Source organism: Maribacter halichondriae (assembly GCF_027474825.1).
GTDB lineage: Bacteria > Bacteroidota > Bacteroidia > Flavobacteriales > Flavobacteriaceae > Meishania > Meishania halichondriae.
On record NZ_CP107030.1, the window covers coordinates 2662851 to 2688277 of the forward strand.

26 protein-coding genes, 1 tRNA gene and 2 pseudogenes are annotated in these 25427 nt (G+C 40.8%); 14 read left to right on the forward strand and 15 right to left on the reverse strand.

The annotated features are described in order from the left end of the window. Positions 1-10 precede the first annotated feature (10 nt). The 3 genes and pseudogenes from N8A86_RS12185 (at position 11) to N8A86_RS12195 (ending at position 2568) form a co-directional block, all read left to right on the forward strand. Positions 11-733: a copper homeostasis protein CutC gene (locus N8A86_RS12185; RefSeq protein ID WP_273565640.1), complete on the forward strand. Its 723-nt coding sequence runs from the start codon at positions 11-13 to the stop codon at positions 731-733. Between the two features lie 219 nt (positions 734-952). Then, positions 953-2180: pseudogene (locus N8A86_RS12190) on the forward strand (metallophosphoesterase). Between the two features lie 91 nt (positions 2181-2271). Continuing rightward, on the forward strand, positions 2272-2568 hold the full coding sequence (locus N8A86_RS12195) for a thioredoxin family protein (protein WP_273565641.1): 297 nt from the start codon (positions 2272-2274) through the stop codon (positions 2566-2568). A gap of 45 nt (positions 2569-2613) precedes the next feature. Here N8A86_RS12195 and N8A86_RS12200 read toward each other — a convergent pair whose 3' ends face one another. Continuing rightward, positions 2614-5964, reverse strand: a complete 3351-nt coding sequence (locus N8A86_RS12200; protein ID WP_273565642.1) for a glycosyltransferase family 117 protein — start codon at positions 5962-5964, stop codon at positions 2614-2616. Between the two features lie 169 nt (positions 5965-6133). On the opposite strand from N8A86_RS12200, the gene N8A86_RS12205 reads away from it, so the two are divergent. Both N8A86_RS12205 and cls read left to right on the forward strand, forming a co-directional pair. After that, positions 6134-6205 (forward strand) — tRNA-Gln (locus N8A86_RS12205). Between the two features lie 654 nt (positions 6206-6859). Beyond that, positions 6860-8266, forward strand: a complete 1407-nt coding sequence (cls, locus tag N8A86_RS12210; RefSeq protein WP_273565643.1) for a cardiolipin synthase — start codon at positions 6860-6862, stop codon at positions 8264-8266. Between the two features lie 66 nt (positions 8267-8332). Here the strand turns inward: cls and N8A86_RS12215 are convergent, their stop codons facing one another. From N8A86_RS12215 to N8A86_RS12235, 5 genes are all read right to left on the reverse strand, one after another. After that, complete coding sequence (locus N8A86_RS12215) at positions 8333-8689, reverse strand: hypothetical protein (protein ID WP_273565644.1); 357 nt, start codon at positions 8687-8689, stop codon at positions 8333-8335. 69 nt (positions 8690-8758) lie between these two features. Continuing rightward, the gene (locus N8A86_RS12220; RefSeq protein ID WP_273565645.1) at positions 8759-9172 is read right to left on the reverse strand and encodes a hypothetical protein; all 414 of its coding nucleotides are present in this window, start codon (positions 9170-9172) and stop codon (positions 8759-8761) included. 12 nt (positions 9173-9184) lie between these two features. Further along, complete coding sequence (locus N8A86_RS12225; RefSeq protein WP_273565646.1) at positions 9185-10024, reverse strand: universal stress protein; 840 nt, start codon at positions 10022-10024, stop codon at positions 9185-9187. Positions 10025-10089: 65 nt separating this feature from the next. Then, positions 10090-10938: a universal stress protein gene (locus N8A86_RS12230; RefSeq protein WP_273565647.1), complete on the reverse strand. Its 849-nt coding sequence runs from the start codon at positions 10936-10938 to the stop codon at positions 10090-10092. 10 nt (positions 10939-10948) lie between these two features. Continuing rightward, the gene (locus N8A86_RS12235) at positions 10949-11785 is read right to left on the reverse strand and encodes a universal stress protein (RefSeq protein WP_273565648.1); all 837 of its coding nucleotides are present in this window, start codon (positions 11783-11785) and stop codon (positions 10949-10951) included. Positions 11786-11901: 116 nt separating this feature from the next. Between N8A86_RS12235 and trxA the strand changes: the two genes are divergently transcribed. After that, on the forward strand, positions 11902-12201 hold the full coding sequence (trxA, locus tag N8A86_RS12240; protein ID WP_273569064.1) for a thioredoxin: 300 nt from the start codon (positions 11902-11904) through the stop codon (positions 12199-12201). Between the two features lie 23 nt (positions 12202-12224). Here trxA and N8A86_RS12245 read toward each other — a convergent pair whose 3' ends face one another. Continuing rightward, complete coding sequence (locus tag N8A86_RS12245) at positions 12225-12725, reverse strand: universal stress protein (protein ID WP_273565649.1); 501 nt, start codon at positions 12723-12725, stop codon at positions 12225-12227. Then, positions 12698-13063, reverse strand: coding sequence for a universal stress protein (locus tag N8A86_RS12250; RefSeq protein WP_273565650.1), 366 nt, complete (start codon positions 13061-13063; stop codon positions 12698-12700). Before N8A86_RS12250 ends, N8A86_RS12245 begins: the two co-directional genes overlap by 28 nt. A gap of 144 nt (positions 13064-13207) precedes the next feature. On the opposite strand from N8A86_RS12250, the gene N8A86_RS12255 reads away from it, so the two are divergent. Continuing rightward, positions 13208-13411 carry a hypothetical protein gene (locus N8A86_RS12255; RefSeq protein ID WP_273565651.1) on the forward strand — a complete coding sequence of 68 codons (204 nt, stop codon included), beginning with the start codon at positions 13208-13210 and terminating at the stop codon, positions 13409-13411. Here N8A86_RS12255 and N8A86_RS12260 read toward each other — a convergent pair. From N8A86_RS12260 to N8A86_RS12290, 7 genes and pseudogenes are all read right to left on the reverse strand, one after another. Then, positions 13369-14226 carry a universal stress protein gene (locus tag N8A86_RS12260; RefSeq protein ID WP_273565652.1) on the reverse strand — a complete coding sequence of 286 codons (858 nt, stop codon included), beginning with the start codon at positions 14224-14226 and terminating at the stop codon, positions 13369-13371. The two genes, N8A86_RS12255 and N8A86_RS12260, sit on opposite strands and share 43 nt — an antisense overlap. Positions 14227-14260: 34 nt before the next feature. Further along, the gene (locus N8A86_RS12265; RefSeq protein WP_273565653.1) at positions 14261-15106 is read right to left on the reverse strand and encodes a universal stress protein; all 846 of its coding nucleotides are present in this window, start codon (positions 15104-15106) and stop codon (positions 14261-14263) included. Positions 15107-15112: 6 nt separating this feature from the next. Next, positions 15113-15970, reverse strand: a complete 858-nt coding sequence (locus N8A86_RS12270) for a universal stress protein (protein ID WP_273565654.1) — start codon at positions 15968-15970, stop codon at positions 15113-15115. Positions 15971-15987: 17 nt separating this feature from the next. Next, positions 15988-16833 carry a universal stress protein gene (locus N8A86_RS12275; protein WP_273565655.1) on the reverse strand — a complete coding sequence of 282 codons (846 nt, stop codon included), beginning with the start codon at positions 16831-16833 and terminating at the stop codon, positions 15988-15990. Between the two features lie 95 nt (positions 16834-16928). Then, the gene (locus tag N8A86_RS12280) at positions 16929-17765 is read right to left on the reverse strand and encodes a universal stress protein (protein WP_273565656.1); all 837 of its coding nucleotides are present in this window, start codon (positions 17763-17765) and stop codon (positions 16929-16931) included. A 96-nt stretch (positions 17766-17861) separates the two neighbouring features. Beyond that, positions 17862-18915, reverse strand: a pseudogene (locus N8A86_RS12285) (response regulator). A 6-nt stretch (positions 18916-18921) separates the two neighbouring features. Beyond that, positions 18922-20433, reverse strand: coding sequence for a sensor histidine kinase (locus N8A86_RS12290; protein WP_273565657.1), 1512 nt, complete (start codon positions 20431-20433; stop codon positions 18922-18924). Between the two features lie 92 nt (positions 20434-20525). On the opposite strand from N8A86_RS12290, the gene N8A86_RS12295 reads away from it, so the two are divergent. The 7 genes from N8A86_RS12295 to N8A86_RS12325 all read left to right on the forward strand — a co-directional run bounded on the left by N8A86_RS12295 (position 20526) and on the right by N8A86_RS12325 (position 25355). Beyond that, positions 20526-20930, forward strand: a complete 405-nt coding sequence (locus N8A86_RS12295; protein ID WP_273565658.1) for a hypothetical protein — start codon at positions 20526-20528, stop codon at positions 20928-20930. 363 nt (positions 20931-21293) lie between these two features. After that, positions 21294-21746, forward strand: a complete 453-nt coding sequence (locus N8A86_RS12300; RefSeq protein WP_273565659.1) for a DUF2267 domain-containing protein — start codon at positions 21294-21296, stop codon at positions 21744-21746. An 80-nt stretch (positions 21747-21826) separates the two neighbouring features. Then, a complete protein-coding gene (locus N8A86_RS12305; protein ID WP_273565660.1) occupies positions 21827-22483 on the forward strand; it encodes a WG repeat-containing protein in 657 nt (218 codons plus the stop codon). Positions 22484-22500: 17 nt separating this feature from the next. Then, positions 22501-23262, forward strand: coding sequence for an SDR family NAD(P)-dependent oxidoreductase (locus tag N8A86_RS12310; protein WP_273565661.1), 762 nt, complete (start codon positions 22501-22503; stop codon positions 23260-23262). A gap of 20 nt (positions 23263-23282) precedes the next feature. Then, complete coding sequence (locus tag N8A86_RS12315; protein WP_273565662.1) at positions 23283-23840, forward strand: GyrI-like domain-containing protein; 558 nt, start codon at positions 23283-23285, stop codon at positions 23838-23840. Positions 23841-23891: 51 nt separating this feature from the next. Further along, a complete protein-coding gene (locus N8A86_RS12320; protein ID WP_273565663.1) occupies positions 23892-24566 on the forward strand; it encodes an FMN-binding protein in 675 nt (224 codons plus the stop codon). An 18-nt stretch (positions 24567-24584) separates the two neighbouring features. Then, positions 24585-25355, forward strand: coding sequence for a GNAT family N-acetyltransferase (locus N8A86_RS12325; RefSeq protein WP_273565664.1), 771 nt, complete (start codon positions 24585-24587; stop codon positions 25353-25355). The last annotated feature ends 72 nt before the right edge of the window (positions 25356-25427 follow it).

Consider the following 25427-nt stretch of genomic DNA (forward strand, 5'->3'; position numbering starts at 1 on the left):
TATAGCGAAAATGCTAGTAGAAGTTTGCGCCAATTCTTTGGAATCTGCCTTGAATGCCGAAAAGGCCGGTGTGGATCGAATCGAGCTATGCTCAGAGTTGGCGGTGGGGGGCGTTACCCCCTCGTATGGGTTGTTGAAAAGTATCAAAAAGTATATTTCGATTCCTGTGCACGTACTTATTCGACCGAGAAGCGGAGACTTTACCTATTCCGAATACGACTTTGAAATCATGAAACAGGATATTGAACTTTGTGTGGATTTGGGTTTCGAAGGAATTGTTTCAGGGGTATTGCACAAAGACTTTTCATTAGATTTTGAACGAACGGCAGTACTTCGGAAAGCTTCCGGTACTTTGAAGTTTACTTTTCATAGGGCTTTTGATTGGGTGAAAGATCCATTAAGCGCTTTGGGGCGATTAGAGGATATTTCGGTCGATTATATATTATCATCCGGACAACGGAAATCCGCTCCCGAAGGCATTGAACTTCTGGCCCAGCTACATCGTAATTCCACTACGTGTACCATTATGCCCGGTGGAGGAATTCGCCCTGAAAACGTACATTTTTTTAAAGAAATTGGGTTCAAAGCCATACATCTATCCGGAGTGAAATTTGAAAGAACCTTGCCAAGCGAACCCATGGTCTCTATGAACTCACCTTCTTTTCTCAAGGATGACGAACTCGGTATCAGTGATGTTGAAACACTGCGAGGCGTTGTAAATGAAGTTAAATAATGCGAATAATGGATAACAATTTGAGACAGAAAATCCTTTTGCCCTAACCCTAAAGGGTAAGGATTTTCTTGAATATTCTTGTTTTCGAGAATTTTTCCTCCCTTTAGGGTTTGGAGAAATGAAAAATTCGTGCTGTTTGCTTATCCATTATTCAAGTTAAATAAAATGCAAAAGGGTCAATGTAACCGGCTCGAAAAAATATCTTTGTAAAAAATCGCTATGCTCCGTTGGATCATTTTTATTCTTATATACTTAGCGCTAGGTCTTTATGCCCTTCAGGCCCTAAAGACGATTACACGCCTACCTTGGGTCTATTACCTGTTCATTGCCTTATGCCTCTTGGTATTGGGTAACTTTATCTTTCAATTCACTTGGGGAGAGGCTGAAGGTAGAGTACTTAGCCGCCCAAAAAGTTATGCCTTTGGTTTTTTGATAACGGTAATAACATTTCAGTTGATTACCATTCTGTTTCTTTTTTCAGAAGATATTTTTCGATTGCTGGCAGGGGCCTATCATAAATTTCTAGGAGGAGATAAAACATTTACTGTCCCTGAGCGCAGAAGGTTCATGAGTCTTTTAGGCATGGGTCTAGCGGCCATTCCCTTTGGGGCATTATTATATGGCATGTATAAGGGCAAATACAATTTTAAGGTATTGAAATACGATTTGGAATTCGATGATTTACCGGATGCTTTTGATGGATATCGCATTACACAGATTTCAGATGTACATAGTGGAAGTTTTGATGACCAGAAGAAAATCGAATATGCCATCGACCTGGTCAACCAACAAAAGAGCGATGTACTTTTTTTACCGGGGATATGGTCAATAATAAGGCGGAGGAAATGAATCTTTGGAAAGAACTTTTCGCTACCTTGGGTGCGCCCGACGGAAAGTTCTCGGTTTTAGGAAACCATGATTATGGCGACTATGTAGATTGGGATACTCCGGAAGCCAAGGCCGAAAACCTACAACAACTGATCAACCTTCAAAAAGAAATCGGATTCGATCTCTTGCTCAACGAAAGTAGATATCTTCAAAAAGGAAACGATCGATTGGCCTTGATAGGCGTAGAGAATTGGGGCAGGGGAGGATTCAAAAAAGCCGGTGACCTGAAAAAAGCGACCGAAGGAATTTCTAAAGACGACTTTAAGATTTTATTGAGCCACGACCCATCACATTGGGAAGATGTGGTCATCAACGATGATTACCATTATCACCTGACGTTAAGCGGCCATACCCACGGTATGCAGTTCGGTATCGAGATTCCTGGATGGATCAAGTGGAGTCCCGTAAAGTGGCGTTACAAATATTGGGCGGGCATTTACAGTGAACTCGGACAATTCATCAATGTCAACCGTGGTTTTGGTTTTTGGGCTACCCCGGTAGGGTAGGTATTTGGCCCGAAATCTCGGTCATAACCCTAAAAAAGAAACGGATTACCTGATTTAAGAGCGTTTTTCGATTACAATTAAGTCGCCAGCACCACTATTTTATCAAATTTTATTACATTTGGCGGATAACACAATGCATACCATATGTCAAAATTTGGCGATCTTATCGATTTAAAAGTTCCGGTGTTGTTGGACTTTTATGCGGAATGGAATGAACAGTCTACTGCGATGCACGCCGTACTCCGTGATGTAGCTGCCGCCTTGGGCGATAAAAGTAAGGTCATCAAAATCGATGTGGACAAAAACAAAGAGCTTTCCCAAGCACTACGTGTCAAAGGGTTGCCCACGCTTATGATCTACAAAAAAGGTGAGATGGTATGGCGCCAGAGCGGTGAGCAAGATGCCAATACACTTATTGGGATTCTTAAGGAGTATGTTTAGTAAAATCTAAGACCCCAGAAATCTAGAGGGTCTCAATCTTTTAATTTATTTTCCATCTGGCACCAGAACCGTGTCCAAAACGTCTTCTGTTTCCGTGTTGTCGACGGCTATAGTATCTGAAATACCTACCGTATCGACCATATCGGGATTTCTTTCGGGCGTCACATTCATTTCAGGCTCTTCGTCTTTATAAAAATGACTGAATCTGTCAATATATTCATTGAAGATCAACGTTTCTTTTTCGGCCATTTCCCGATCATTGTTGTTGATCAAGATGTCGATATTTCTGCGATAGGCCTCCATATCGGAAATAATCTCGTCGATTCTTTCGTATTGCGCATCTAATGTCATTCCTGCATAGTAGGTGAGGCGCTCTTGGTATTTGGTCTTCAATTTCTCGAACAGTTCACGCGCTTTGGTAGTCTCCCCCACCTTGTAGTAGCCATCTGCAAAGGGCTCTGCAAACGTATAGTACCCGAAATAGTCCAGCGGCATATTTTCCATGGCCATATTGATAATATCCTTGGCCTTATCGATTTTATTTTCGTCGATCAAGGTTTCGGTCAATCGGGCAAGATTGCTACGGTACGAAATACTTTGAATTCGGGTTTGTGGATCGTGATAAATATCAGGGCTTCCCGAATTGCCCCAATCCCATTTCTTTACGATGTTGTACATGAGATCGCTATCGATTCTTCCCATTTCAAACGAGTTCTTACGCTCCGTTTTAATGGGAACCAATTTGTAGGCCATGCCATCCAATTGCAAATAATCTTTCATCCAAATATATTCGGCATCGTCGAAGCTTCCTCCTGAAAAATACAAAGGTCTTTTCCAATCATTATTGGCCAAAATATCCAGCATCATCATGCTTTTTTTAGTAATCGCAGTGGTGGGCAAATCAATATCTATATAGTCCACGATTTCAGCGGAATCCTTTATTTTGACCAGTCCGCTTTCCAAAACATTTTTCTTGTTGACCGAAACACGGATTTTATTGGTCGGATAATACACGATATTCTGGGTGTTCATGGAGTAATCGCTCAAATCGGCACCTTGTTGTTGCAGAATATGTTTCAATTTGGTCTGTGGCTTGTCACTATCGAGCCAGTTGATAAAATCTTTAATAGGCCAACGATTTTCGGTCACACCTTGGTGGTACAAAACATCTCGGGAGCCCCAACGGTATTTATCATGTTCAATTTGCGAGGGAATAGGGTCACTCTCATAGGCCTTTCGCTTCATTTGATCAACATACCAATCCGTTTCGAAAAGGCTGGTACACACGATGCGCACATCGGTGCGGTATCCCTCTATTTCTTGCGCGTACCATAACGGGAAGGTGTCATTGTCGCCGATGGTAAATAAAATGGCACCGGTATCTTCTTGACATGAATCGAGATAGGCCTTGGCCGAGGCATTGGCCGTAAAACGGTTGGAACGGTCGTGGTCGTCCCAATTCTGATAGGCCATAACGGTGGGTACGGCAAGTAAGCAAACCGCGGTGACGACTGGAGCCAATATTTTTGGGGTCAACCATTTTTTGAATTCATCGAAGAGTCCGTAAACCCCGAGACCTATCCATAGGGCGAACACGTAGAAGGAACCCACCAAAGAATAATCGCGTTCGCGCGGTTGAAAAATATAGGGGTTGGTGTAGAATTGAATGGCCAGGCCCGTGAACAAAAAGAATATAGCCAGTACCCAAAACTGTTTCGGATTTTTAGAGATTTGAAAAATCAATCCGATCAATCCTAAAATCAAGGGTAAAAAGAAATACGTGTTACGGGCCTTGTTGTTCTCAATGTCGCTAGGTAGGTTGTCTTGACTACCCAAGCGCATGGCATCCACGATCGGAATACCTGACAACCAATTACCATTGCCATTGTACCGGCCCTGAACATCGTTTTCCTTTCCGGCGAAGTTCCACATAAAATACCGCCAGTACATATATCCGAACTGGAATTCGAACATATACTTTATATTTTGCCATACCGTCGGTGGTTCGACTTCGAGGTATTCGTTAAATCTTTTTAGGAAGCTGATATACTGTTCCGCATCGATCTCACCGTTGGCAAACCCAGTTTTTACTTGATCTACGGCCTTGCGCAATTCTTCATTGGATTGCTTCATCTTAAAATTGAGAGGCCCGAAATACTGCATATAGTTTTCGGCGTTTTGACCGCTCCACATACGCGGAAGAATTCCCTGATGTTTTGGATTGGGGCCTTGCAAGGCATTCTCATAATGGTTAACGATGACATATTTGCCCAAGGTCTCGTCTTTCTCGTATTTGGGTTTTTCGTCCTTGTCTTCTCCTGCCGGAGCGAACATATCGGAATAGTAGGTGCCATAAATGGGACTGTCTACTCCGGGATATTGCTCTCGATTGTAATACGCCAATAAGGAACGTGCATCCGAAGGATTATTCTCATTGATGACCACTTGCGCATTCGCACGGATCGGAAGCATGATCCACGACGAAAATCCTAAGAACAAGAACATCAAACAGAGCACGATGGTATTAGCGGTCTTGTAATTGTTCTTACGGGTATAGTTCAGCCCCCAATAGAATGCCCCGATAAATAAGAGTCCAATAATGATGGATCCCGAGTTAAAGGGCAGCCCTATGCTGTTGATGAAAAAGACCTCTCCCCATCCAAAAAGGACCAACACATAAGTCAATGAAAACTTATAGACTAGCATCAAGATACCGATGACGGCAATGTTGGCGATAAGAAAATTCTTGACCGTGGTTTTTTTGTAGGTCTGAAAATAATAAAGTAGGCCGATAGAGGGTATCGCCAAAAAGCCCATAAATTGGATGCCGAAGGTCAACCCGACCACGAACGAAATAAGTATGATCCATCGGTTGCCCCTCGGGTCGTGAAGAGTGTCTGTCCATTTTAGCCCCATCCAAAGAAGCAGCGCCATGATAAAACTGGCCATAGAATATACTTCGGTCTCCACGGCATTGAACCAAAAGCTATCGGAAAAGGTAAAGGCCAAACTGCCCACAAGGCCGCTACCTAAAATGGCGATGGCTTTGCTATTCGTTATTTTTTCATCTTTATCGATGAGTTTGCGAACGAGGTTGGTAATCGTCCAAAACATAAAGAGAATGGTAAAGGCACTGGAAACGCCCGAAACATAATTGACCATGCGTGCCACTTGGTCCGGTTCGAGCGCGAACATGGCGAAAAATGCGCCGATCATTTGTAAAAGAGGTGCCCCTGGTGGGTGCCCTACCTGTAGTTTTGCTGAGGTGGCGATGTATTCACCGGCATCCCAAAAACTATTGGTGGGTTCTACGGTTATGGTGTAGACGATAAGGGCTATAAAAAAAACGGACCAACCCAAGATGGTGTCCCACTTCTCGAAGTTCTTTGAAAACATGTACTGTTCGGTTTATTCGATGCGGCGAATTTAGTAATTATAATAGATTTATGGATAGAATTTCATAAATCGTTAACAGCGTAATACAATCGAATTTTTAGGTTATTGTACTTAAAAATGTTTGTGCAAACCAAACTTTGTTCTAAATTTGCACGCTCAATTGCGGTAATGGCCTATGGTGTAATTGGCAACACAGCTGGTTTTGGTCCAGTCGTTCTAGGTTCGAGTCCTAGTAGGCCAACAAGAAAACCCCTTGATTTCGTTGAAATCAAGGGGTTTTTGTATTGTTGGGTACAACATAGGTACAACAAAAGTTGAAATCAACTGATATTAAATGGCTTTAAATAATATTTAGGAACAGTTAAAACATTGATAATGTGCTCATTTACTGTTCATTGGTCAAACATGCTCCAATACTCTAAATTCTATGGGATTTATGTAAATTCATTAGTTTTCTAGAAATCGTTAGATTTTTACTTTAATCCTTATATCTGATTTCCAAATTTCCCCCTAGATCTCATCAGGTTTGAGATTTAATTCATAACCTTTCAGAACTGACCAATATCATGGCAAAAATGTAGCTCTCGCACTACCTTGGTCACATTAAATTTCTAGGTCATGAACCAAAAAGAATCCAAAAGTAGATTTGAACCCCGACAGCAGACTCTTTTTTGCCATAGGGCTTACACCAGTAATCTTTCTTGTATGGAGGACATTGGACAAGAGTTATGATACAAGTAAGGAGGCCGAGTGTATCATCGCCCTTACCTCGGACTAGACCAGAAATGTAGAAAGAGAGATCTGTAATGGTTCCTTATTGTATTCCTGTTAATTTTAAATTGTTGTAACTTCCTTAATATTAGACTGAATTAAAATCTATCCATAAAAGGAAAGCATGTGGACTACAATCCTTCTTATTCTTTATGTTATCATCGCCATATCCATCGTAATAAGCATCTTATTGCATGGGGCGAAACCCTCTAAGACATTAGCTTGGTTATTAGCCATATTTACCGTTCCGGTGGGAGGTATCATATTGTATCTGCTATTGGGAAGAAACCGCAGAAAGAACAAGCTGTTGAAACTCAAAAAGAATACATTCTTTAATCTGCCCCGACCGTCTACCAGCCACATGGCATCTATAGGCGGTAAGTACCGAAAATTGATGATCTTGGTTTATCATAATTCGCATTTCCCCCCAACGGAAAATAATCGACTTCAACTACTCAAGGACGGAAAAATGACCTTCGAATCTATTTTTGATGCCTTGGAACGTGCCCGAACTCAAATACATCTACAATATTATATTTTTGAGGAAGGGGAACTCGCCGATAGGTTATTGCTTCTTTTTGAACAAAAGATAGACCAAGGTGTCTCGATACGAATGATTTATGATAGTATCGGCAGCTTTTCATTAAGCAAGCCATATTTAGAAAAACTACGTGCTATTGGTGTTGAGGTATATCCCTTTCTACCCTTTAGGTTTGGTCGGTTTCTTTCCTCTTTAAACTATCGAAACCATCGAAAGATTATTGTGGTAGACGGCACGGTCGCCTTTACCGGTGGCATCAACATATCGGATAAGTACCTTAAGGGAGATCCAGCGTTGGGTAATTGGCACGATATGCACCTGAGACTTGAAGGATCTGCTGCCGATCATCTGGACAATGTTTTTGCCATGGATTGGTTTCTGGTAAGTCAAAGATCAATTGAGCCACTTTCACGACCAAATAAGATAATTGCAGATAATTCAGGGAAACTGGTACAGATTGCATCGGGTGGCCCCGACGATGATTTTCCTTCGCTGGAACAGGCTTATTTTACCATTATCAATAAAGCCAAGGATTATCTTTACATTACCAATCCCTATGTCATTCCAGGACAGGCCATTATGCAGGCTTTACAAAGCGCGGCCCTTGGGGGAGTAGATGTTCGACTGATGGTATCCGAAAATGCCGATAATAAAATTGTCAACTGGTGTGTAAGGTCCTATTTTGAAACCTTGCTTAAATCCCATGTTAAAATCTATCTTTTTCCCGATGGATTTTTGCATAGTAAGATTATTGTCAGTGATGATACCATTGCAACCATAGGGACGGCCAACTTGGACGACCGCAGTTTTGAACAGAACTATGAGGTCAATGCCATTGTTTATGACAAGACTTTCACCGAAGAGTTAAAGAAAGATTTTCTAAAGGAAGCAAACGTTAGTAAAATACTTTCATACCATGAATATTTAGAAAGACCATGGAGTGACAAGTTGAAGGAAGGTTTTGGCAAAGTGTTCAGTCCGGTGTTATGAGTTGATCAATTCAAGCCCTAGTTCGTTTTTGCATGTTCCTTACTCCTAGCTATCCATATTCTGGAATTATATACCTGTAATTTCATCCTTTCGCTCTTTTCTGAAAATTAAATCTTGTTCCTCCATTGCAGTGACCACAAGTTTTATATAATCCTTTACCGACTTTTCTACATCCTGCGGATCGGTTATATCTATACCTCCCCTCCAAATCATTGCCCTTTCTTTGCCCTCACAAATGCAATACAAGGTAGTCTGTGCATGATATACCGTAAATGTGTCGTAGTAACCTTCATCGTTATAGATTCCCTGTTGCATTAGGTAATCCTCGTTGAACCGGCCTTGATAGTTGTCCCATATCCATAATAAAAGTCTTGTGATTTTTATAATTATGGGGTTATCAATAAAGTCTAGGAGGGGGCCCATGATCTTTCATTTCTAAATAAAACCGCCAAAACAATTTGTGTTTTGGCGGTTCGTTTAGACATTAACCAACTAATTTTTATGCCTAAAATAGTCCCGTACCAAGGCTTTGGTCTGGTTTTCAGTCATACTATCGGCTTTTGCGACCGTTTTCAATTTTTTAGCTAGATCCTTGTGTTCTTCCATCAACTCTTTCCGGAACTTTTCATTGGTGTCCGCTGGGCCGAATAGAGCTATTGCATCGGCATCCCTGATGGCATCTGCAAGGTTTTTGAAATATGCTTTAAGTTGATGCTTTTCCCTTTCCAGGTATTTACTGTCCTGAATCACGTCTTGGGGTCCCCATTTGGCAGAACGTGTCCTGGATCCTCCCGCTGGTTTCAAAAATTCAAGATTCGAGTAAATTGTTTCCAATTTTTCTCCCTCATCGTTCAAACGTACGATATGGGCTTTTTCCTTGTCCATCCAAATTCCTACATTTTTCATGTCCGTATGTTTTTAGTGTAAAGCCAAAATCGGCGTGGTGGCATCATAGCCAATTTCCTTGACCAAAGGTTTTGAAAAGACGCTGCCAAAAAAGAAGTGCTTTCTATTGATAAAGGCGATCATATCGCTACCCCGACTTTCCACAAAAGAGGTTATTCCATCTGAAATGTCGTTATCCGTTAGCATATGAAAGCTGTGGTCTACATTTCCTAGAATTTCGTCCAAGAGTTGTTTGTTGTTTTCTTGAGCCTCGTTCAGTTCGCGTTTTTTGTTGATGTATAAGACCCTAATGGCGGCATTGTGCATTTTTGCGATTTCTATTAAGTAATTCAATTCTTTTCGCTTGAAAGTCGACTTATAATTCGTTGGAAACACAATTTCCTTCGGAATGGAAAAGCGCACCTCTTCCGGGACTGCAAGAACAGGACATTCCCTGATTTTCTCCATGGTGTTTACAGTATGACTGCCAAATATCACACCCTTGGCACCCGTAGCTCCTTGGGTACCCATGACCACGAGATCGATATCTTTTTCGGCGATGGTCTGCTTGATGGCTTCCGATAAAAAGTTAAAGCTAGAAATCGTACGGTAAGTATGGTTTGGGTTGTCGTGGTGCAGTTCCAAAATATCCAACAGTTTTACGAATCCCTCTTTAGATTCTTCTTTTGCTGCTTCGTAGGGCGCACTGCCCGGTTCCGGTATGATTAAAGTATCCGTAGTATAGCTATTCACCCGAAATACGTTTAAAAAATAGAATTCACAGGTCTGTTTTTTATAAAGGTCCAGTGCATAGCGTATGGCATTCAACGCATTTTTTGAAAAATCCGTAGGTACTAATATTCTCTTGCCCATGACATTTCTTTTTTAGGTTCTTTGGTAAAATTAGAAGGCAAGGGGTCGATTACCTATGACAATTATCAGTCTTGATGTGGAAGTATTAAAAAGGGGATATCCGAATAGATACTGACATCCTTGATGACAGGTTCGCGTACCAACTTTTCGAAAAAGCTTCGTTTGTGGTGTGCCATTGCAAACATATCAATGTCAAGTTTTTCTAAAAAAGTATCTATTACCTGGGCCTTATCGGTAAAATTCTGCATCCAATGAAAACTATGATCGACATTCTTTAGGCAAAGTTCCAGTAGCTTTCTATGGGACTCCTGTTCTTTGTTCAGAATTTTCTCTTCATTGATATGCATGACCCGAATGGAGGCATCGCTAAACGAGGCCAAATACAATAACGGAGCTATCGTTTCCTTGGCACAGCCTTTTTTGAAATCGGTCACAAAAGCAATTTCTTTAGGCGCCTTGTAATCAATTTGTTTGGGCACCGCCAAAATAGGGCATTTGGTCAATGTGTTGGCAGCTTGCACAGTATTACTTCCTAAAAAGATTTCTTTGGCACCCGTATTACCTTTCGTGCCCATAACTACCAAATCTATTTGATGATCGTCAATGGTTTTAGCCAATACCTTAACAAGTATCCCTTTTTTTGAAATTGTCTGAAAACGGTGTTGGGGGTTTTCGGTGTCCATTATGATTTTATGGTAGGTACTTGTCAACTTTTCTTTTGATTCTGTCGCTATTTCCTTTAGCCGTTTCTTACTACCAAAAAGTTTGGTTTTTTTTCCATGTAAGGGCGTGTTTTCATCAAAAACATTCAGTATGTAAATGGCACAAGGTCTTGATGCCATTAATTTGGAAATATAGAATAGCGCGCAATAGGCGTCGTTCGAGAAATCAGTGGCAACCAATATGTTCTTCATCGTTTTCATCTTATAATTGTGGAATGACCATAAAAGGTACCGTAATATGGAACCCAATTTTTTTGATGACCGGTTCTATAAACAGACGCTCTAAAAACGTATGTTTGTTCTGTACCATGACCAATAGATTGATTTTTTCCTTGAGCTGAAAATCATTGATGGCATCGATAATTTCGTTGTCTGGCATATCATGGAAAAGAGCCTTATCTCCTAAAAGCTTTTCAAGTTGCAGCTTGTGTTTTTCCTGTGTACTCGTGAGGTCAAATTCTGTACGGACATGCATCACGTTGATTCGGGATTGGTGTTCTTCTGCGATGGTCAAAAGGGCATCGAAGTTTTCCTTTTTATACTCGATTTCATAATCTGTGGGAAACAAGATTTCTTTAGGGGCTTCATACTCAAATTTTGGAGGTACCGCTAATACGGCACACTTGGCCCTTTTAATAACGTGTACGGTATTGGTGCCGAACAGAATTTCCTTTGCCCCGGTGGCTCCTTTGGTACCCATGACCACTAAACCTATATTTTCATTTTCTATGGTTTCAGCGATTTCGCCCAATAGGGTATTGAAGGCCGTATGCACCTTAAAGGTGTGCTTCGGATTTTCATACAGATTTTCCAAACTACTTTGTAATTGCTCCAACTGCGTTTGGGAAGTTTCATGCATTATATCGCCCAGGCCAATCTGTCCCGGACTCCCCAAAAGATATTCTGTATGATAGATGGGAGGTGTATAGGTATGCAAAAGATAGAAAGTACATTCTATATCTTTAAAAGCAAGCAGGGCATATCGGATTGCTTCAAAAGCGTTATCGGAAAAGTCGGTGGGCAGTAAAATTCGCTTCATTGCGCTGGAATTTAGATTTCGATATAAATCTAGCGGAGAAGAATTCCAAAAACCATGATATCGGTCAGTTGGGCGTATTTATGGTTTTGGTAATTTTATATTTAAAGTTTAAACCTATGAAGAGCAGTTTCAATAAGATTATCGATTCGGAGATACCGGTTCTGGTAGATTTTTACGCGGATTGGTGCGGACCGTGCAAAATGCTGGCGCCGATATTAAAACAAGTGAAGGACGAAATGGGCGATGCCCTGAAAATCGTAAAGATAGATGTGGATAAAAATCAGCCCTTAGCAAACAAATATCAGGTTCGTGGCGTGCCGACCATGCTTTTGTTCAAAAACGGGCAACCGGTCTGGCGGCAATCAGGGGTTTTACAAAAGGCGGATATTGTACAAATTGTAAAATCCCATAGTTAGGCGAATTGCTTGCTATTTAAGGGTTATTCATGCAACACCAAAAAAGGGATGGTGGTATGGTAACTGATTTTCTCTACGGTAGGCCTGAACAAAATTCGTTGTAGGAAATTCAGGTTTTTTGCGACCATAACGACCATGTCGATATCCCTGCTTTCCGTAAAACATTGCACGGCCGTCTCCAGTTTTTCTCCCGTTACTTTATGGAAACTATGCTCGGTTCCTGAAAAATAATCGCCTAGATATTCTTGGTTCTTGGTTTGTTCCATGGTAAGTTCCTCGCCGGCTTTAGAAATGTAGAGAAAGCGCACCGAAGAACTGTTCACTAACGCAAACTCTTTTATAGCTTCCAATACTTTGATATCGTAACTCAAATGATAGTCCGTAGGGAAAGCGATTTCTTTGGGTCTGTGATATTCTGTATCCTCAGGAACTGCCAAAACGGGACACTTTACCTTGGTAATTACATTACCAGTGTTACTCCCCATCGCAACCGCTTTTAGGCCGCTGGCACCTTTTGTGCCCATGATGATCGATCAATGTTTTTGTCCTCGACCTCTTGCTTAATATGGTCTGTAAAAAATCCATAGAACGCCAGGATATGAAACGTATGCTTAGTGTTAAAGGGCTGCCGTTCTATCTCTTTAAGCAGTTTTTCAAGTTTTTCAATGCTTTTCTTTAGAATACTTTGCTCAAGAAGTTCTTGGGTCGCATACATGGCCGCTTCGCCACCCGCATGGGCCGCAATGGGGCTTACATGTACTATGTAAAAGGTACATTTTGATTTTTTGAACAAGGCCATTCCATACTGCATGGCGTTCCAGGCATTATCTGAAAAATCTGTGGGTATCAGTATGTTTTTCATCGTTGCAGTTCTATGTATTGCTATTTTAAAAGTAATCGACCCTTAATCTCTTCCCAATGACGAATATCATGATTTCGTTTTCAACTGACCTAATTTCATTTTAAGTTCGCCGGTTCTGTCTTATTTTTCAGAAAACCTAGAAAAATGAAAGCACTCACTACCCTAAAAAATGTGGACTCCGATTCCTGTAAGAAAATTATCGTTCGCAACTTGAACCGCATATTGGACATCCGAATTATCGACAGCGATGTTGAGAATGGTATACTCTGTTTCCTTTATAATGGACAGAAGGCCTTATTACGCTATCAATCTATTAGGGGAAAGATCAAAAATGGTACTTCGGTATGAAAGGCCACTCGTTTTATTACGTTCTCCTTTGTCAACTTCTCAAAAAAACTATGCCAATAATTGATCATCGCTATCATCCCGATATTCTTATTTTCGGATGCATACGACATAATAGCCTCAGAGATTTTGGCATGCCCTTCGACCTCCATAAATTTATAGTTCAATCCTTTTAGCAGCTGGGTCAATAAATCTTTATTGGTCTCCTGTTGGCGGCTCAATCCTTTTCCTTTATCTACATGAACAACTAGAATCTCGGAGTTCCAAAGTTTGGCTATTTCGATAAGCGGAACCAGTTCCACTTTTAAATAGGTATGTTCAAAATTTGTGGCGAAAGCAATTTTGTCCGGCAGGTCAAAGTCATAATTGCCGGGCACTGCCATAATCGGACAGAAGTCTAAGTTCTGTAAGACCTTAATGGTACTGCTGCCCATAAACACTTCCTTGGCCGCTGAAGAACCTTTAGTGCCCATAAAAATATAGTAGATATTCTCGTCTATGGCGGTGCGGCCAATGGCGTTTATCAAGGTATCGGCGATACTCAGGCCTTCAAAAGAGTGGAGCGGGTTTTCATTTTCGGATTCCAATTCTTGTACAAGCCGTTTTATGTTTCTTTCCGACTCTTCTTTTATGGCTCGGAACAAACGAGTATCCTTCGCCTTGCCCATGGTGCTGCTCAATCCAGAAGCCCCTACTTCAAAGGAGTTCAAAACATAAAACTTGCACTCGACCTTTTCGAATAGATAAATGGCATAATCGATTGCATTATGGGCATTTGCTGAAAAATCAGTGGGTAAAAGAATATGTTTGGTTTTCATGGCACTTTCTTTCAATTCAAATAATTAAGACTTATCATTTCTCAGGAAGCATCAACACCGGAACTTTGGAGTGAAAAGCGATTTTTTTCACGACCGGCTCCCCGATGACTTTTTCCCAAAACGTGTGGTGATAGCGTATCATCGCCATCAAATCCGCATCATTTTCAGACAAGTATTTTTCAACGCTATCGGAGATGTTCCCATCAAATTCTACGTTTTGGAAGGAATAGTCCAAAGTTGAAAGACGATTCTCCAAAATTTTTAGATTTGCCTTTTGAGTATCGTTCAACAAAAATTCAACCGCTACATGCAGAATCTGTATGTTGGCTTTCCAAAGTGCGGCCAATTCGGTCAACGGCAAGAGTTCGAACTTTTCAAAGGTTCTTGTAAAATCAGTGGGGAAGATCAAGGTTTTCAAATTTTGAAAATTATAGCCGGATGGCACCACCAGAACAGGGCAATTTCTTACCCTTTTCAGCACCTTTACCGTATTACTACCTATAAAGATTTCTTTGGCACCCGTTGCGCCTTGTGTTCCCATTACTACAAGGTCGATATCTTTTTCCGATACCAGTTCCCTAACAGCCTCCTCTAAGGTTTCCGATTTTGAAACAGTTTCGAAACTGTGTTTTGGATTACTATGGTTTTTATTCAAATACCCCAAAACCTTATCCAACTCCTGGGTTGAATATTGTGCCAACGAATCGTAAATGGTACCTAAGCGCGTTTGGCCTTTTCGACCAAGCATATTCAATGCACTGGGTTCATAGGCATGTAAAATGTAAAACTTACATGTTACTTCGGTATAAAGTTTGACAGCCGTAAATATGGCGTTCCAAGCATTATCTGAAAAATCGGTGGGCAAGAGGATTTTCTTCATATGATATTATTTTTTACTTTCTTCAGAGGCATAGGGCATGACCAAAAATGGAATTTTGGTATGATAGCCGATGGAGTCTACATTTGGCTGTACGATCAATCGATCTAAAAAGGAATGTTTACGGTTCATCATGGCCAAAAGTCCGACACCGTGCTGTTCGATATACTCATGGATAGCGTTGGGCATCAATTTGCCCTTGACCTGTTCAAATTTGGGATGTAGCGTATAATAATAGGATGCCAAAGACGCTTTGTTCTCTCTTTGGCCATCCGTTAGGTCATAATCGTCCTTTACGTTCAGAATGGTCAGTTTAGCATTATGCATTTTGGTCATATCGATAAGCATTTGTACTTCCTCTTTCTCAACGGAATTTACATAATCGGAAGGAAATAAAACGGATTTCAGTTCCCTGAAGACATATCCGTTGGGAACGACCAATACGGGTATTCTCGATTTTCTGATGACGTGAACGGTGCGTGTGCCAAGAAATATTTCCTTGGCACCAGTGGCCCCTTGGGTGCCCATGATGATTATATCAATGTTTTTACTTTCGGTTACTTCCCTGATTTCATCTGTTAGCATGTTAAAGGCCGAAAGGGTCTTGAACTGGTGTTTTGTATTTTTATAGTTCTTTCCGATATCCGCAAGGGTTTGGTCCAGACCGGCCTGGGCAATATCTACGCCCGCGTCGGGTATGGCACTAAAAGTAGGCCCTCCCATCATATAATCCGCTCGGTAGAAAGAAGGGGTGTAGGTGTGCAGGATATAGAAAGTACAGCTCTCGTTCTTAAAAAAATGCAGTGCATATACAATCGCGTTCCATGCGTTGTCAGAGAAATCAGTAGGCAGCAGAATTTTTTTCATCGCTCGTTAATTATGTGTTATCGCGGCAGATTTTGCATTACCAAAAACGGAAGTTTTAGATGCAGACCGATTTCATCCACAGTCGATCGGTACAACATATCTTCCAAAAACGAATGTCTTGCGTTTACCATAACCAATAGATTTACTTCATTTTTTGAGATGTATTCCATAATGGCTTCTGCCTTGTTCTTGACGGGAGTCCTCTCAAAATAGACATAGGCTTTGGGTAAGGATTCCTGCAAAAAGCGCTTATTGTCCAACTGTCTGTGGCTTAGATCCTCGAAATCGGAGATATACAGACAATGGACTTCCGATTTGAATTCATCCGCTAGATTATTCAAAAGTTTCAATTCCCTACGCTTATAGGGTAGCATATAATCGGTTGGAAATAATACTTTTTTAGGTTGTCGGTATTCATAATTTTCAGGAATGGCCAAAACAGGACATTGTACATATTTGAACACTTGTACGGTGTGGCTACCAAACGTAATTTTTTTATCCGCCGTTTGTCCTTGGGTACCCATGACGACCAGATCAACATTGATTTGGTTGGCGAAATCGTTTATGGCATCTACCAACGATTCAAAGGCGGATACAGATTCATATGAATGTTTCGGGTTACGGGTTTTTTCTTCGATTTCTGTGACCAGCTTTTTTAGCGCCTCTTCAGCATTGGCCTTTACCATCTTTTTTTGTTCATCCATAGATTCCCCGCCATTCTTTTTAAAGGGCCCATACACCTCATCGGCATAGGCATGCAAAAAATAAAAATTAGTACGTTCGCATTTGTAGAGATTCAACGCGTATTCGATGGCGTGCATCGCATTGGCTGAAAAGTCGGTAGGGATCAATACGGTTCTCATGGGTCTGTCTTTTGATAACATTCAAAGTTATTTGCAGTGATGTGCAAAACCTATGATATATATCAGTAGCAAGTATTCAAAAAGACAATGGAAAACTATTCGTGCAGTACCAACAATGGCACGCAAGTATGGAAACTCAATTTTTCTATGGTGGTATCAAACAAGAGTCGTTGCAGAAAATTAAGGTTCTTGGCCACCATGACCACCATATCGATATTTTCGGTATTTGCGAAGGCTTCGATAGAAGCTTTGACGTTTTTGTCTTCCAAGGTGTGAAAGCTATGCGATGTCGCAAAAAGTTCTTCAAGGTAATCTTGCAGATAAGCTCTGTTTTTTTTTTGGGTTGGGTCAAGGCCTCTTTTGATGCTTGATACATGTATGACCTGCATGTTGGCCTTGCAGATACGGAGTATTTCCGAGATGGTTTCTAATATAGGGTGGGAATAGAAAATATTATAATCGGTCGGGAAAGCAATTTCTTTGGGACTGCCCGACCTTGCGTTTTCGGGAATGACCAAAAGATTACATGGTACTTTGGTAATAACATCGCCTGTATTGCTCCCTACCACTGATTCCTTGATTCCCGATGCGCCTTTGGTTCCCATAATGATAAGGTCTATTTTTTTCTCTTGCACGATTTTGCGCAAAATGTTGACCAAATTGCCATAATCTTGTAAGGCGACAAAGTGGTGATCTTGGTTGATTGGTAATTGTTCTATCCGTCGAAAAAGATTATCAAGCTTTTCCTTTATAGAGGTAGCTATCTGGCCCACGGGCATTGTAAATGAATTGCTCTCCACGGAAGAATGCTTTAAATCGTCCACATGAAGTATATAGAAATTGCACGGGATGTCCTTGAACAAACTAACAGCATATGCTAGCGCGCTCCAAGAGTTTTCTGAAAAGTCGGTGGGGATTAGTATGGTTTTCATTAATACGAACTACGCCACTAATTTAGGTACACAATAGTCAGTAAAATATGATTTTTGTCATGCAACGAATCTTTTGGAAAAAGAATCGAAAAATACCTAGTTCACATATTGAAGGGCTTTCAATTCCTTGATTTTGATATTACGCCCCTCAATGTCGATGAGCCCTTCCTTTTTAAATCCTGATAGTGTTCTAATTAAGCTTTCCGTGGCTATTCCCGCGACACTCGCCAAATCGTTCCTTGAAATCTTGATGGGGTTTTCTGTCTTATTGTTCATGATTTCGGCAAACTGCAAAAGCGTCTGTGCCGTTTTTCTTACGAACCGAACTATAGGCCATTTGCAACAGTTGCGCCTTGATTTCGGTAATATTTTGCGTAAGTAGTTCCATCAGTTCCAGGGAAATGTTATGATTTTTCTCAAGGATATCCTTTAGCTTCTGCTTCGATATTCCAGCAAGTTCAACGTCTTCAATGACCGTTGCGGATTCTTGATAGGGAATGTTGTTCAAAAATGAAGTGAATCCCAGAAAATCATCGGCTCGGTATAAAGTAGTAATAAGTTCTTTACCGTCCTCGTCCATTGTATGGCACTTTACCAGGCCTTTTAAAATAAGGTAAATGATATTTGAGCGCGAACCTTCTTGATAAATGGCCTGACCTGTAGTAAAACTGGCCGGTTCGCCATTATCGTCAAAAAAGTTTTTTAGCTCGTTTAGGGTACGCATCTCCTCATCCGAGACTTGTGGTTTTAAAGAGCCATCGCGAATCATACGCCCCAAAAGTTCGGCCTTTGCCAATCGGCTTTCCACAGCGCTGATGAGGTCTTCTTCTTCAAAAGGTTTGGTCAGGTAATCGTCGGCTCCAAGATCCATCCCTTTTCGAATTTCCTTATGCTCCGTTTTTGCGGAAAGGAATATAAAAGGAATGTGCTTCGTTCTTTCATCCGCAGATAAATCTTGTAACACTCCGTAGCCATCCACCTCGGGCATCATGATATCACAGATTATGATATCGGGCAGTTTTTCCTTGCCGACCTGAATCCCGATTTTGCCGTTCGGGGCGGTAAGTACGTTATAACCGGAAAGTTCTAAAAGCTCTTCGGTGTTCTCGCGTAAAGCCTTGTCGTCTTCGATCAATAAAATAGTTTTCATTTTCTTCTAGGTTGTCTGTTCTTGGGGTATGCGTACGATAAAAGTAGAACCTTTGTTTTCTTCACTAGAGAACTCAAGGGTCGCCCCCAGATTCTCCAAATGTTGTTTGGCAATGTTCAGGCCAATGCCAGTGCCTTGGGTCAACAACGCATTCTCGGCCCTAAAATAACGGTCGAAAATATGCATTTGATCCTTTTTGGGAATACCTATACCCTTATCTATTACCTGCAATTGTATATTGTCCGCATAATTTTTGACCGAAATATCAATTGTTGAATCTTCAGGCGAATATTTAATTGCGTTGTGTATTAAGTTCGATAGCACCAGCTCAAGTGTCTTTTCATCGAAATTGATGACCATGTCGTCAACGTTTTCCGGATAACGGATTTTCTGTCCCGCCTTGAGCAGCATGTTGGCATCATACACCACCTCATTGACTAGTTTACTCAAAGGGAATTCCTCAATTTTATAATTGACCTTTCCGGAATCCAACCGTTCTACCGACAGAAAGTCATTGAGAATCGCGTCTAGATATTTGACTTTATTACGAATGGTCGTCACGTGTTTGTCGCGCTTATCCTGTTGGTCACCTTGGGTATATTTTGCCAACAACGTTATGGAGGTCAAAATGCTGCTTAAAGGGGTCTTGAATTCATGGGATACCAAAGACAGAAACCTTGTTTTCAATTCATTCAATTCCCTTTCCTTGGCCAAGGCTTCCGTAAGTCGTTTGGTGCGCTCTTGTACGGTTTTTTCAAGTTTTTCGGTGTAGTTTTTTCGTTCGGTGATATCTAGTATCATGGCGACAAAGACATAGTTGTCTAAGAGACTGGATACTTGAAGATGTACTTCTACAGGATATAAGGTGCCATCTTTTCTGCTGTGTGTAGTTTCAAATTTTATTTTAGTTTTTTTCCCCTTAAGCAATGGGGCAATAAGTTTACCGAACTTGGGACGGTTAAACTCCGGTTTGATATCCAATGGGGTCATCGTCTTAAGTTCGGCCATTGAATAGCCTAGATTACGTTGGGCTTCTTGGTTGACGTTTTCGAAACGAAGTGATTTGACATCAAATACATAGATTTCGTTCAGGGATTCATCGAATATTCTGGCCCAATGGCTCAATTCCCTTTCCTTTATTTTTCGTTCGGTGATATCGATAACCAAGGCCATAACATAGGTAGAACCATATATTTCAAAAGGATTTAGACCTGCTTCCACGGGAAATTCCTCGCCGTTTTTACGTATTCCATTTATATCCCGCCCATGGCCCATTTGACGTTTTTGACTTTTTTTAATAAACTCGTCTACGTGCCGGTCGTGGTTCTTGTGGTATCTTTTGGGTATAAGGGTATCCAAAGGTTTGCCAAGGAGCTCATCCTTTTTGTAACCGAACATTTCCTCAGCGGACGAATTGGTCGCCACAATTTCCTGTTTGGTATTGACAACGATAATACCCTCGGAGACGCCTTCCGAAAGGAGGTTGAAAATGTTACTGTTCTTTTGGAAAACACGCATGAACCAAAGTTAAACCTTTAAACTGATTTTCGTCATAGAAAAGAACTGTCGTTACGCTTACCTTCATTTCGTCAAATACTAAATGTACAAAAATGCAGAATTCGCAAAAAGTAGGTATCAAGCTGTACGAAAATCTTGGAAAATTGTTCTACGCTGTTGCTATGGCCGATGGAAATGTACATATTAAGGAGTTGGACAAATTAAAGGAAATCGTGAGAGATAGTTGGCTGGATATAGACGACATTGAAGACCGATACCATTCGGATGCCGCCTATCAAATAGAAACCGTTTTTGATTGGCTTTTGGAATATGAAAAGGAAAGTGGGGAATCTTTTGATGACTTCGTTGATTTTTACAAAGATCACCCCAATTTATTCCCAATACATATCAAAGAATTGATTGTTGATACAGCCAACGGCGTTGCCAATTCCTTTGCGGCTAAGAATAAGTCGGAGCTTGTCATTCAGGCCAAACTAGCACTGCTTTTCATGGATTGATTTATGGTGTAAACAACACCTTAGGGTCGACACGCTGCTCCTTGGCCAATTTCGCTTTGATTTTAAGCCTGTAGGCAGTTGTTGCAGAGAAGCATAACGGTACCATTATGTCTTAACCTAGATAATCTCGCACTTATTAAAAATTCAAATTTATGGGCTCAGTATTTTGAGCCTATGTGTAATGATTTTGATGTGCGATTCGCTTGTAGGTATCTGTTGGTACTGAATGTTTATGGTCACTATTTTACGTTTTTAAATCTTGGAGAAAACTAAAGTCAACTTTCTTAACCCAAAATGATTTAGGTCATTTCAAGTGGAATTGTAAATCTTCATCTTTATGCCTCATTATAAAAAACAAAGATCATGGCACTAAATTTTAATCAATATGCGACCGAAGGCAATACCTTTTTGAAGGATTATACCAAACAGATGGCCCTTGGCAAGGATACCGACAAGGCCGGCAGAATATTTACCGCAATCATGCATGCCTTGCGGGATATTATTCCCCCCGAAGAATCTTTACAATTCATCGCGCAGCTACCAATGTTCCTAAAAGGGGTCTACGTGAATGGGTGGAACATTAAAAAGAAAAAGCCCAAAGTAAAGAATATGCCAGAATTTTTAGAGCTGGTCAGGTCGCATGATTGGCCTGCCGCCGTAAACGATTTTGAATACAGCGATGATGTTGCCGAACGGTATGTAGATACCACTTTTATCTATCTCAGAAAATATGTATCGCTAGGCGAGATGGAGGACATTCGTGATAGTCTTCCCAAAGATTTGAAAAGTATGATCTATTCGAATTTGATGTTCTGAGAAAGGGATTGACTGACCAAAATCATTTTAAATAACATAGGTCGATACTACCTTCGCGTAAACTAAAAACACACTATATAATGAAACGTATTTCAATACTATTGGTTGTATTAATGACGACACCATTCTTTTGTTTTTCACAAACATTAAAAGATATCAATAAAGCGATTATCGAAGGTCTAGATGAGGTTGCGCCTTTCAATGAAGGCTTGGCAGCGGTCAGAAAGGGAAATCAATGGGGCTTTATCGATAAATCAGGAAAACTGGTAATAGACTTCAGAAAAGATTTGGTCTGGAACAAAGATGCCGACAAAACAAGGCAAGATGTAATGGGTGTTCGCTATCCCAGTTTTAAAGATGGTAGGTGCCTGGTAAAAGAATTAAAAGAAGAGGGTATAGCCCACTATGGTTTCATTGACAAGGCCGGCAAAATTGTAATCGAACCCGAATATTTGAACGTCACGGAATTTGATCAAGGTAATGCCATTGGTATTTTCTCAAGGAAAAGCTTCAGGGGGAAAAGTGAAATCAAGGTAGATGTCTTCGACTATGTTTTTACCGAGGCCGTGGTAAATACATCTGGTGAAATGATATGGCCTATTGGTGAAAGAGATAATATACTTATGTCAAAAAGAAGATACGAATTGCCCGAATTGAGGGCAAAATTGCTATCTGAGAATTTGCTAACAGTGAAGAACAAAGACAACCATTGGGAAATTCGCAAACTAGACCTCTAACAAAAAACAAGGGAATTATGGATCGCTTAAAAGATAAAGTCGCTATCATTACCGGAGGGGCGGGTGGCATTGGAAAAACCACCGCAAAATTATTTTTAAAAGAGGGAGCCAAAGTAGTTCTCGTGGATCTCAATAAGGATATTTTAGAAAAGGCCAGTTATGAACTCGACCATGAGAACCTATCGTACTGTGTTGCCGATGTCTCCAAAGCTGCCGATAACCAAAAGTTTGTGGAACATACTTTGGAATTCTACGACAAGATTGACATCTTTTTCGCAAATGCCGGCATTGAAGGCACGTCAAAACCTATTGCAGAATATCCCGATGACGTTTTTGATAAGGTCATCGCCGTCAACTTAAAAGGCGTATGGTTGGGTTGCAAATATGTCATCCCCAAAATGAAAAAAGAGGGTAGCGTTATGATTACGTCTTCGGTTGCGGGCTTAAAAGGTTTTGCAGGATTAGGCGCTTATGTTGCCACCAAACACGCTGTGGTCGGCATCATGCGTACAGCGGCCCTGGAAAATGCGGAACGAAAGATTAGAGTTAATACGATTCATCCCGGGCCTGTCAACAATGATATGATGCGCCGTATCGAAAAAGATATGGATCCCGAAAACCCTGACGAAGTGATGAAAGGTTTTGAGGCTACCGTGCCGTTTGGCCGATATGTGGAATCTAATGAAATAGCCGACATGGCCTTGTTTTTGGCTTCGGATGAAAGCAAGTTCATTACAGGTTGCACCCATATAGTGGATGGGGGAATGTTGACTAGTTAATCCTATAAAAAGGATGAAAAATGAAAGCAAGAACCAAAATTCTTGGCGTCATTGGGTTGCTTCTACTGATTTCTGTTGGTGCATATATCTATTACGGGGGTTTTAAGACAATAGCTCCTAAAATTCAGGAATGTGGTGGCGAGACCTTGATCTATGAAAAAATGACTGGGGATTATGCCCAAAGCGGAATCGTTTCGGATCGGGTGTATCAGAAATTAATCGATGCACATGGTATAACGACCACCAAAGGTTTCGGCATTTACTACGATAATCCCAAGACAGTGGAAAAAGAAAACTTGCGTGCGGATGTGGGGTGTATTCTAGAGTCCGATTTTGAAAAGTTAGAGACTTTGAAGGCCGATTTTGAAGTGACTGAATACCCCGTCTCAGAATATCTTGTTGCTGAATTTCCATATAGGGGAAAGTCTTCTGTGATTCTTGGGATTCTAAAAGTGTATCCAACATTTGAAGTATATGCGAAAGAAAATGGATATGAATCGGATACACCAGTTATGGAGATTTGGGATGTGCCCAACAAAAAGATCACCTACAGAAAACACCTAAGGAAAAAAGGCTGAAGATTACTCATGGCAAATACATTTTAACTTAAATTATTAAAGTTTACTAGAATGAAAACAAAATTAATGATGTTGATTTTGGTTCCCTTAATGTGGAACTGCAAAGAAAATCCGGAAGCAGCAAAACCAAAAATTGAAGAAGCAAAACAGGAAATCCAAACCGTTACCGCGTTGCCTGCAATCATCAAGGAACTGGCAAAGTTTGCCGAGCCCACTTTCTCGGACTCTACGAACATCGATGAATTAATGATGTTCAAAGAGCTTGATGCAAACGGAACGGTTACCCCAATAGATATGGAAAGAGCGGTAGACCTTTACAAGGCCATGACGAAACCAGCTCAGGCTGCCGAGATGCCAATATTTGAAATACAAAACACGGATAATTCAATTCTTCCCATTCAAGGTAAAGGATTTGGTGGAGTTATTTGGGCTAATGTACTGGTCGACAGAAAGACTTTAGAAATCAAAAAAGTAGCTTTTGAACACAAAGCGGAATCCGACGATTATGGGGCCGCCATGACACAAACATCATTTGAAAATCAGTTTGTTGGTACAAAAATAAACCTTGAACAGAACACATTTAGTCTGCAGAAAGCAGTTGAAAAAGCGGTTGATGACGGGCAAATCATAGACGGAATTTCCGGCGCGACCATGACCAGTAAGGGTGCCGTTGAGATGATGAACGAAGGTTTGCGAACGTATCGCAGCTATTTAGAAGGAGAATGAGTTTTACGCTTTAAAAAAATGAATCCAACAAAAATTATAGCGGTAACACCTGAAAACGCAAAGGAAGAAACCCTCTTTTGTGTTAAGGACATTACCAATCCGGGTTTTGAGAACAAACTCAAGTGGTTTGAAAAAAGGTATAAGGAAGGACTAAGAATGAAAATTTTGAAGAACAGCGACGATAAGATGATCGGGTTCATTGAGTATGTTCCCGCCGAGTTTGCTTGGCGCCCGATTGACGGGGATAATTTCATGTTCATCCATTGTATGTACGTCTACTCCAAAAAAGACCGGAACAAAGGCTATGGAACCCTACTTATAAACGAAGCTGAAAAGGAGGCCAAGACCAACAAAATGGATGGGGTATGTGTGATGACCAGTAAAGGTGTTTGGATTGCCAACAAAAGTATTTTTGAAAACAACGGCTTTAAAGAAGTTGATAGCAGAGGCAGGTTTGAATTGCTGTTAAAAAAATGGAATGCAGGGGCACCAAACCCCAGCCTAATGGACTGGCCCGCAGAACAAAAAAAGTATCAAGGCTGGCGTTTGCTATATGCCGACCAATGCCCATGGCACGAAAAATCGGTTGAAGCTATTTTGAATGTGGCTATGGACCATGAAGTTGATCTCAAAGTAGAGAAAATAAAAACGGCGAAAGAGGCAAAACATGCTCCATCCGGGTTTGGGGTTTTCAACCTACTATATAATGGAAAATTATTGGAAGACCATTACATCAGTGCCACGCGGTTCAGAAATATTTTAGAAAAGGAACTTTCCACAAAAGAGTAAATAGGAAGGTAACCGAGGAAATTTTATGAATTCGATAAGAATTGAAGGAGCTGCTAATTTAATTGAAGAGTC

What these genes read in the sequence shown, in the direction of transcription:
- N8A86_RS12270 (WP_273565654.1), bottom strand. Translation starts at nt 15,970, where the DNA reads ATGAAAAAAATTCTGCTGCCTACTGATTTCTCTGACAACGCATGGAAC.
- N8A86_RS12310 (WP_273565661.1), top strand. Translation starts at nt 22,501, where the DNA reads ATGGATCGCTTAAAAGATAAAGTCGCTATCATTACCGGAGGGGCGGGT.
- N8A86_RS12325 (WP_273565664.1), top strand. Translation starts at nt 24,585, where the DNA reads ATGAATCCAACAAAAATTATAGCGGTAACACCTGAAAACGCAAAGGAA.
- N8A86_RS12255 (WP_273565651.1), top strand. Translation starts at nt 13,208, where the DNA reads ATGAAAGCACTCACTACCCTAAAAAATGTGGACTCCGATTCCTGTAAG.
- N8A86_RS12200 (WP_273565642.1), bottom strand. Translation starts at nt 5,964, where the DNA reads ATGTTTTCAAAGAACTTCGAGAAGTGGGACACCATCTTGGGTTGGTCC.
- N8A86_RS12320 (WP_273565663.1), top strand. Translation starts at nt 23,892, where the DNA reads ATGAAAACAAAATTAATGATGTTGATTTTGGTTCCCTTAATGTGGAAC.
- N8A86_RS12245 (WP_273565649.1), bottom strand. Translation starts at nt 12,725, where the DNA reads ATGGGCACAAAAGGTGCCAGCGGCCTAAAAGCGGTTGCGATGGGGAGT.
- N8A86_RS12280 (WP_273565656.1), bottom strand. Translation starts at nt 17,765, where the DNA reads ATGAAAACCATACTAATCCCCACCGACTTTTCAGAAAACTCTTGGAGC.
- N8A86_RS12220 (WP_273565645.1), bottom strand. Translation starts at nt 9,172, where the DNA reads ATGAAAAATGTAGGAATTTGGATGGACAAGGAAAAAGCCCATATCGTA.
- trxA (WP_273569064.1), top strand. Translation starts at nt 11,902, where the DNA reads ATGAAGAGCAGTTTCAATAAGATTATCGATTCGGAGATACCGGTTCTG.
- N8A86_RS12260 (WP_273565652.1), bottom strand. Translation starts at nt 14,226, where the DNA reads ATGAAAACCAAACATATTCTTTTACCCACTGATTTTTCAGCAAATGCC.
- N8A86_RS12195 (WP_273565641.1), top strand. Translation starts at nt 2,272, where the DNA reads ATGTCAAAATTTGGCGATCTTATCGATTTAAAAGTTCCGGTGTTGTTG.
- N8A86_RS12250 (WP_273565650.1), bottom strand. Translation starts at nt 13,063, where the DNA reads ATGAAAAACATACTGATACCCACAGATTTTTCAGATAATGCCTGGAAC.
- N8A86_RS12315 (WP_273565662.1), top strand. Translation starts at nt 23,283, where the DNA reads ATGAAAGCAAGAACCAAAATTCTTGGCGTCATTGGGTTGCTTCTACTG.
- N8A86_RS12295 (WP_273565658.1), top strand. Translation starts at nt 20,526, where the DNA reads ATGCAGAATTCGCAAAAAGTAGGTATCAAGCTGTACGAAAATCTTGGA.
- N8A86_RS12235 (WP_273565648.1), bottom strand. Translation starts at nt 11,785, where the DNA reads ATGAAGCGAATTTTACTGCCCACCGACTTTTCCGATAACGCTTTTGAA.
- N8A86_RS12265 (WP_273565653.1), bottom strand. Translation starts at nt 15,106, where the DNA reads ATGAAGAAAATCCTCTTGCCCACCGATTTTTCAGATAATGCTTGGAAC.
- N8A86_RS12275 (WP_273565655.1), bottom strand. Translation starts at nt 16,833, where the DNA reads ATGAGAACCGTATTGATCCCTACCGACTTTTCAGCCAATGCGATGCAC.
- N8A86_RS12305 (WP_273565660.1), top strand. Translation starts at nt 21,827, where the DNA reads ATGAAACGTATTTCAATACTATTGGTTGTATTAATGACGACACCATTC.
- N8A86_RS12290 (WP_273565657.1), bottom strand. Translation starts at nt 20,433, where the DNA reads ATGCGTGTTTTCCAAAAGAACAGTAACATTTTCAACCTCCTTTCGGAA.
- N8A86_RS12215 (WP_273565644.1), bottom strand. Translation starts at nt 8,689, where the DNA reads ATGGGCCCCCTCCTAGACTTTATTGATAACCCCATAATTATAAAAATC.
- N8A86_RS12225 (WP_273565646.1), bottom strand. Translation starts at nt 10,024, where the DNA reads ATGGGCAAGAGAATATTAGTACCTACGGATTTTTCAAAAAATGCGTTG.
- N8A86_RS12300 (WP_273565659.1), top strand. Translation starts at nt 21,294, where the DNA reads ATGGCACTAAATTTTAATCAATATGCGACCGAAGGCAATACCTTTTTG.
- cls (WP_273565643.1), top strand. Translation starts at nt 6,860, where the DNA reads ATGTGGACTACAATCCTTCTTATTCTTTATGTTATCATCGCCATATCC.
- N8A86_RS12185 (WP_273565640.1), top strand. Translation starts at nt 11, where the DNA reads ATGCTAGTAGAAGTTTGCGCCAATTCTTTGGAATCTGCCTTGAATGCC.
- N8A86_RS12230 (WP_273565647.1), bottom strand. Translation starts at nt 10,938, where the DNA reads ATGAAGAACATATTGGTTGCCACTGATTTCTCGAACGACGCCTATTGC.